Genomic DNA, 6,358 nt, shown 5'->3' on the forward strand with positions numbered 1-6,358 from the left:
ACTGGTCGCCCGGCAGGGTTCGTACGCGGCCCTCTGGCAGTCCTGGCATGGCTGACAGTTGCTCCAGGCAACAAGAAGCCCGTCTCCCTGGTCTGGGAGGCGGGCTTCTTCAGCGTCGGGTCCTGCTGTTGCGAGCAGGACGGCGGATAAGCAGGACAGCGGAATCGACCTGGGGCGGTGGGGTGAAAGCCTTGCGGGGAAGGCGGAGCCCGATCGACAGGTCGTAGTGGCGGATCCACCGGGCCGCGCCCGGAGCATCACCGGTCGACCACCGGTTCACCACCGCGCGCTGCAACACCAGATCCGCCGACACCAGGCGCGCACCAGGAGCCAGCAACCTCTTCAGTAACGCGGTGGAGATCCCGTACGGCGGACTCGAGACCACCCGGAACGGCCGAGACGGCAACCGCAGCTCAGCGGCATTGGCGCGAACCACCGTCACCGGTGCGTCCGCGAACCTCTTCTGCAGTCTGTCGGCACGACCAGGGTGGAGCTCCACGGCGACCACCTGGGCTCCGGCCCGGACCAGCGGCGCGGTCAACGCACCGAGGCCGGCTCCGACGTCGAGGACGAGTTCGCCGGGTTTGATCCCAGCGGCGTCCACGACACGTTGAGCCCAACGACTATCGAGCGGATGCCATCCCCAGGCACCCCTCGCCTGCCCGGAGGCGGGCACGACGGACCATCACGAAGTACGTAATCATGGTCCGACCCTAGAGCGCGGATCCCTCCTGCCTCAAAGGGTTTTCCTCACAGCGGCTCGAGAATCGCGCCGAGGCGGTGGGAAGGTTGAACGGGTCAGGCGGTCAGGCCGCGGCTGTCGGTCGGCTTCTCGTCCTGGCAGCCGAGCACCAGCGCGTCCAGCGAGAGGTCCAGCGTCGCGGCCACGGCGGCGACGGTGAACAGGGCCGGGGTCGGGATCCGGCCGGTCTCGATCTTGCGGAGGGTGTCGACAGAGACCCCGCAGGCCGCGGCGACCTCGACCATGCTGCGCTCGCCGCGGGCCTCCCGCAGCAGGCGGCCGAGCTGACGTCCCCGTTCACGGTCCCAAGGGGTGAGCGGTGGTCGGACCATGACCGTGATAATAGTACCGGTATAACTATCCTGTGAAGTTGAGGAAGCAAGTCATGGTCGATTTGAAGACGACGGCGGAGATCGAGCAGATGCGCGCCGCCGGCCGGGTGGTCGCGACAGCGCTCGGCGCGGTCAAGAAGCATGCCGCGGTCGGCGTCTCGCTGCTCGAACTGGACGGGGTCGCCCGCGAGGTCCTGCGATCCGCGGGTGCCGCTTCGCTGTTCGAGGGGTACCAGCCCGGTTTCGCCGACAGTCCGTTCAGCGGCGTCATCTGCACCTCGGTGAACGACGGGGTGCTGCACGGTCTGCCGAGCGACGAGCGACTGGCCGACGGCGACCTGCTGAACGTCGACTGCGGCGCCTCGATCGAAGGCTGGTGTGCCGACGCGGCGACCAGTTTCGTCGTCGGTACGCCGCGCGCCGAGGACCTCGAGTTGATCGCCACCACTGAGCAGGCGCTCGCGGCCGGGATCGCCGCGGCTGTCCCGGGGGCACGACTGGGCGACATCGGCGCCGCGATCAGCGAGGTCGGCCAGAAGGCGGGCGTGGGCACCAACCTCGACTTCGGTGGCCACGGGATCGGACGCCGCATGCACGAAGATCCCCACGTCCCGAACGCCGGTCGTCCGGGCCGCGGCCTCAAGCTCCGCGCCGGCCATGTGATCGCGATCGAGCCGTGGTTCTGGTCAGGTCCGGGCAGCGTCTACGTCATCGACGACGACGGCTGGACCCTCCGCTCCGCCGACCACACCCGCGGCGCCCACGCCGAACACACCGTCGCCATCACCGAGGAAGGTCCGCAGATCCTGACGCTTCCGTAGGCGGCGACTCAGATCGGGACTCGAACCTGATGCTGACCAGTTGATCTGCTTGGTGGCGGTTCAGGACTACGGCGGTGGCCGCTCCGGGGACGATCCGGGTCGGGTTGGCCATCGCCTGGTCGAGCAGTAGGGGCCAGCGACGGCAGTGTTTGGCCATGCTGCCGGCTCGCACGACTCGCCCACGTGTCTGCTGGCCCGAGCGGGCCGCTGCGCCGGAGATGTCGAGCAGGATCAGGTGCGGCGTCAATCCCGAACGGCGGGCACGCCAGCCGATCAGCCGTCTGACCCAGGGCCGGGTGGCACAGTCGTGGACCACCAAGGGACCACCGTCGCGCATGGCTCGCAATACTCGCACGTAGTACGTCAGGTGCAGCAGCGGACGCCACCAGGCGTACGGGATGGCGCCGAGCGTTGGCATCCATCGGTCCCGGATCCGCTCGGAGTCGAACACCCGTACTCCGCTGTCCACCGCGGCGGTCTCGGGGAACAGCCGTCGGAGCAAGGTGCTCTTGCCGGCTCCCGGGATCCCCGCCAGCACGACGACCGTGTCCTCGGGATACCGCAGTTCGCCGGTGAACACTTCCCAGGGGTTCTGGCCGACGTCTGGCGCGATGGCGATGACCATGCCTGGCACAGCTGTGTCCTCGTCCTCTCCTCAGCGAAATCCGATCTTGGGTCGACAACGGAGCAGAACCGGACGGTGTTCCGCGAATGATGGTCCGCGACGATAAGAAGTTGCTGAGAACCCAAAGTGGTACGCACCGGCAGGGCGGCGGTCAGAAGAGGGATTGTTGCTCTGGGCCCTGAGTTGGAGCGGGGACAGGGCGATGCCGGCGCGGATCGGACTTGGAGCGGTGGCGGGAGCCTTTGCCGAAGCCGTGCTTGTCGAGCAGCGGGCGGACCTTGTCCTCGAAGGCGTTGCGGTAACTGGGTGAGGCGTTCACCCCGCGGGCATAGAGCGACTCATACCGCGTCACCAGCTCAGGACGCTCCCGCGCCAACCACCCGAAGAACCACTCCTTCACACCCGGCCGCAGATGCAGCACCAGCGTGGTGACGCCGGTCGCGCCCGCCGCGGCCAGCTCCCCGAGAAGGTCGTCGAGTTGCTCGGCGGAGTCCGTGAGCCAAGGCAGCACCGGTGCCACCATCACGCCGCACGGCAGTCCCGCCTCGCGGACCGTACGGATCAGCTCCAGCCGTCCCCGGTACGACGGCACGCCCGGCTCCACAAGCTTCCGCAACTCCTCGTCCGCAAGCGCCAGCGACACCCCGATCCCGACCGGGACCTGCTCGGCCGCTGCCACCAGGAGATCCAGGTCGCGTCTGAGCAGGGTCCCCTTGGTCAGGATCGACAGCGGAGTACCGGAACCCGCCAGGGCCTCGATGATGCCGGGCATCAGCCGGTAGCGGCCCTCCGCCCGCTGGTACGGATCGGTATTGGTGCCGAGGGCAACCTGTTCACCATGCCACGACGGCCGGGCCAGCTCGCGACGCAGCACGTCCGCCACGTTCGTCTTCACCACGATCTGCTGGTCGAAGTCCAGTCCCTGGTCCAGTTCGAGATACCGGTGGCTCGGCCGCGCGAAGCAGTACCGGCAGGCATGCGTGCAGCCGCGATAGGGGTTGATCGTCCAGTTGAACGGCAGGCTCGAGCCCGGCACCGAGTTCAGCGCCGACCGCGCCAGCACCTCGTGGAACGTCACGCCCTGGAACTCCGGCGTCGTCACACTCCGCACCAGCCCCGCGATCGACCCCAGCCCCGGCAACGCGCCCGGCGCCTCCGCATCGATCTGTTGCCCGGCCCATCGCATGGATGATAGTCGAACACATGTTCGCCAGACTTTCAACCCACCCTCAGCGACTCGAGTCACTAGCGGAAGGCGTCCGCGTTCGCGACGGCCCACTCGCGATAGGTCTTCGCCGGTCGGCCGGTCACGTCCGGCACAGTCGGCTCGGGCTTCATCTGATACTCCGCCATCATCCGGAAGCCATCAATCAGCCACTCGGCGGTCTCGGCGCCCATCAGCGGCGCCCACGCTTCCTGAGCCTGCTCGGGCGTCAACTCCTCGAACCGCACCTCCCGCCCGATCGCCGCCCCGATCAACTCGACCTCGTCCGGCTGCGTGAGAGCCTCGGGCCCACTCATCGTCAACTTCTGCCCGGTATAGCTCTCGTCCAGCAGTACTGCGCGCGCAACCGCCGCGATGTCGCCGAGGTCGATCGGCGTCTGCACCGCCGCGGCGTACGGCGACCGGACCACCCCTTCGGCCTTGATCGACTCCGCCCAGCCCAGCGTGTTGTTCATGAACTGCCCCGGCCGCAAGTGCGTCCACTCGAAGCCGGCCTCCTCGATGGCACGTTCCACCTTGTAGTAGTGCCACTCCGCCGGATCCCCTTGCGCCTCGTACTCCGCGGGCTCCCCCGACAGCACCACGACCCGCCGTACGCCGGCCTTCATCGCGCCGGCCACGAAGTCGTCGACGAATTCGGGCAACGGGGCCAGGTAGACGGTCTCCACGCCTTCGAGTGCCGCGGGCAGGGTCGACGGTTTTCCGAGATAGCCGACGGCGACCTCGACTCCGGCCGGCAACGCTGCCTTCGCCGGGTTGTTCGTCAGGGCCCGGACCGGCGCTCCGGCCTCCACCAGTTCATCCACGAGCAAGCGCCCCACGCTGGCGGTCGCACCCGTCACCAGGATGGTCATCTCCCCACTCCTTCACTCGGCCAATCAATTCTCGTAGGGTATACGGAAATGAGGTCACCCGCCTGTCAAGCCGTAGGATTCGGGCGACAGGAGGTCAGATGACGGGGCCGGTTCAGATGACGGTGCAGCGGGGATGAGCGTGCAGCACAGCGGCGGCGGCCAGCCCGGCCGCACCCTCGCCCTGCTCTGGCGTAACCGCCTCCCGGCCGCGAAGCCGGAGGCCACGAAGCCGCCCCTCGGGCGGAAGCCGACGCTGCACCTCGATGCGGTGGTCGACGCCGCGATCGCGCTGGCCGACGAGCGTGGACTGGCCGCCGCCTCGATGAACGGCGTCGCCAAGACCCTCGGCGTCGGCACGATGACGCTCTACACCTACGTGCCCTCGAAGGACGAGTTGCTGGACCTGATGGTCGACCAGGTGCTGGGCGAGCGCGAGCTCCCCGGCCCCGGCGAGGAGCGGCCGTCCGACTGGCGCGAGCAAATCGAGCTGTACTCCGACCAGACCCGCGCCATGTTCGGTCGGCATCCATGGCTCGGCCGGATCTCGACCGTCCGCCCACCGATCGGCCCCGGCATGCTCTCCGGGCGGGAGTACCTGCTGTCCGCACTGTTCGGTATCGGCCTACCGCCCAATGAGGTCAACACGGCCGCGCTGGCGATCACGACGTACGTCGACTCCGCGGCCGGCCTGGAGGCCGAGAGCGACCAGATCGAACGGATTACCGGGCAGACCCACGACGCCTGGTGGCACGAGCGCAACGACCTCTGGGAGACCTATTTCGACGTCGACCGGTACCCGACGATGACAGCGATCTGGTACGCCGAGGGCTACGGCGAAGGCACGCGCGAAGTAGCAGCCGAGTCCTATCGCTTCGGGCTCGACCGCCTTCTCGACGGCATCCAGTCCCTCACCCCTCAGATTTCGAGGGAGATCCAGGCGGGGTCGTGATCCGTCCCGTCGCGGGCAAGCTTCTTCCGACGGCCGATGAAGGCACCGTTCAGTCGCGGCGCCAGCGCGGGACTCAGCCAGATCTGGTCGATCAGGTCGAACGTCCGCGGCTGTCCCGACGCCTTGAAGGTGGACGTCCAGGACGGGTTCGCGGGCAGCTCGACCTTGGTCTTGACCGCGCCGATCTCCTTCGGTGTCAGCAGCGCGTTGACCAGCCCCGCCTGCGCGTACGCCGCCAGCGCCGGTGAGTCCGGGGTGTCGTTCATGTCGCCGCAGAGCAGGTACCGCTGCCGGGTGCTCATCCGGTTCGCGACGATCCGGGTGATCATGTCGGCCTGCCGGGTCCGCAGCAGTTCCGCGTCGGCGGCGGCCGCGACCGCATCGGGCACGGTGAAGTCCACGAACTTCGACTTCAGATGGGTGCCGAACACCGTCAGCACCTTCCGTCCCCGGTTGTCCAGGATCTCCACCTCGACCAGGTCGCGGGAGAAGATCGGCCGCGACGGCACGTCCGGGTGGAAGGTCCGCTGGTAGCTGGTCACCCCGCCGATCGGCCGCCGGGACAGGATCCCGATGTCGATGAACCGGGTCGAGTCGTTGCCGTCGATCACCATCACGTGCTGGTAGGCGCCGTTCAGCTGCTCGCGGTTGAACTCCCGCAGCACGTCGACGTTCTCCACCTCCTGCACGACCCAGACGTCCACGTCCGGTTCGAGCAGCCGCTCAGCGATCCGGTCGGTGTCGGCCGCCGGCTTCGACACCAGCAGCTTCCCGCGCCCGTCCAGCTGCAGCCGCCGCCGATCCTCGTTC

Annotated in this window: 8 protein-coding genes; 2 read left to right on the forward strand and 6 right to left on the reverse strand. The window is 68.2% G+C overall.

The window, feature by feature from the left end; genetic code table 11:
- Positions 1-109: 109 nt before the first annotated feature.
- Both VFG33_RS06680 and VFG33_RS06685 read right to left on the reverse strand, forming a co-directional pair.
- Entirely contained in the window at positions 110-676 is a 567-nt protein-coding gene (locus tag VFG33_RS06680) for an rRNA adenine N-6-methyltransferase family protein (RefSeq protein WP_325023510.1), read from the reverse strand.
- Between the two features lie 122 nt (positions 677-798).
- Positions 799-1,074, reverse strand: coding sequence for a helix-turn-helix domain-containing protein (locus tag VFG33_RS06685; protein ID WP_325023512.1), 276 nt, complete (start codon positions 1,072-1,074; stop codon positions 799-801).
- A 53-nt stretch (positions 1,075-1,127) separates the two neighbouring features.
- On the opposite strand from VFG33_RS06685, the gene map reads away from it, so the two are divergent.
- Entirely contained in the window at positions 1,128-1,895 is a 768-nt protein-coding gene (gene map / locus VFG33_RS06690) for a type I methionyl aminopeptidase (protein WP_325023514.1), read from the forward strand.
- Here map and VFG33_RS06695 read toward each other — a convergent pair.
- The 3 genes from VFG33_RS06695 to VFG33_RS06705 form a co-directional block, all read right to left on the reverse strand.
- On the reverse strand, positions 1,858-2,520 hold the full coding sequence (locus tag VFG33_RS06695) for an AAA family ATPase (protein WP_325023523.1): 663 nt from the start codon (positions 2,518-2,520) through the stop codon (positions 1,858-1,860). The genes map and VFG33_RS06695 overlap by 38 nt on opposite strands.
- A gap of 151 nt (positions 2,521-2,671) precedes the next feature.
- Entirely contained in the window at positions 2,672-3,706 is a 1,035-nt protein-coding gene (locus tag VFG33_RS06700) for an Rv2578c family radical SAM protein (RefSeq protein WP_325023515.1), read from the reverse strand.
- Positions 3,707-3,765: 59 nt separating this feature from the next.
- Positions 3,766-4,599 carry an NmrA family NAD(P)-binding protein gene (locus VFG33_RS06705; RefSeq protein ID WP_325023517.1) on the reverse strand — a complete coding sequence of 278 codons (834 nt, stop codon included), beginning with the start codon at positions 4,597-4,599 and terminating at the stop codon, positions 3,766-3,768.
- 133 nt (positions 4,600-4,732) lie between these two features.
- Here VFG33_RS06705 and VFG33_RS06710 point away from each other — a divergent pair, with 133 nt between their 5' ends.
- Positions 4,733-5,548 carry a TetR/AcrR family transcriptional regulator gene (locus tag VFG33_RS06710; RefSeq protein ID WP_325023519.1) on the forward strand — a complete coding sequence of 272 codons (816 nt, stop codon included), beginning with the start codon at positions 4,733-4,735 and terminating at the stop codon, positions 5,546-5,548.
- Here the strand turns inward: VFG33_RS06710 and VFG33_RS06715 are convergent.
- Positions 5,515-6,358: endonuclease/exonuclease/phosphatase family protein (locus tag VFG33_RS06715; protein ID WP_325023521.1), on the reverse strand; the 844-nt coding region annotated here is incomplete at its 5' end. The two genes, VFG33_RS06710 and VFG33_RS06715, sit on opposite strands and share 34 nt — an antisense overlap.

The organism is Kribbella sp. (genome assembly GCF_035687465.1).
In the GTDB taxonomy this organism is placed as follows: domain Bacteria; phylum Actinomycetota; class Actinomycetes; order Propionibacteriales; family Kribbellaceae; genus Kribbella.

Coding starts and splice junctions, on each gene's coding strand:
- VFG33_RS06700 (WP_325023515.1), bottom strand. CDS start 3,706: ATGCGATGGGCCGGGCAACAGATCGATGCGGAGGCGCCGGGCGCGTTG.
- VFG33_RS06710 (WP_325023519.1), top strand. CDS start 4,733: ATGAGCGTGCAGCACAGCGGCGGCGGCCAGCCCGGCCGCACCCTCGCC.
- VFG33_RS06705 (WP_325023517.1), bottom strand. CDS start 4,599: ATGACCATCCTGGTGACGGGTGCGACCGCCAGCGTGGGGCGCTTGCTC.
- VFG33_RS06685 (WP_325023512.1), bottom strand. CDS start 1,074: ATGGTCCGACCACCGCTCACCCCTTGGGACCGTGAACGGGGACGTCAG.
- map (WP_325023514.1), top strand. CDS start 1,128: ATGGTCGATTTGAAGACGACGGCGGAGATCGAGCAGATGCGCGCCGCC.
- VFG33_RS06695 (WP_325023523.1), bottom strand. CDS start 2,520: ATGGTCATCGCCATCGCGCCAGACGTCGGCCAGAACCCCTGGGAAGTG.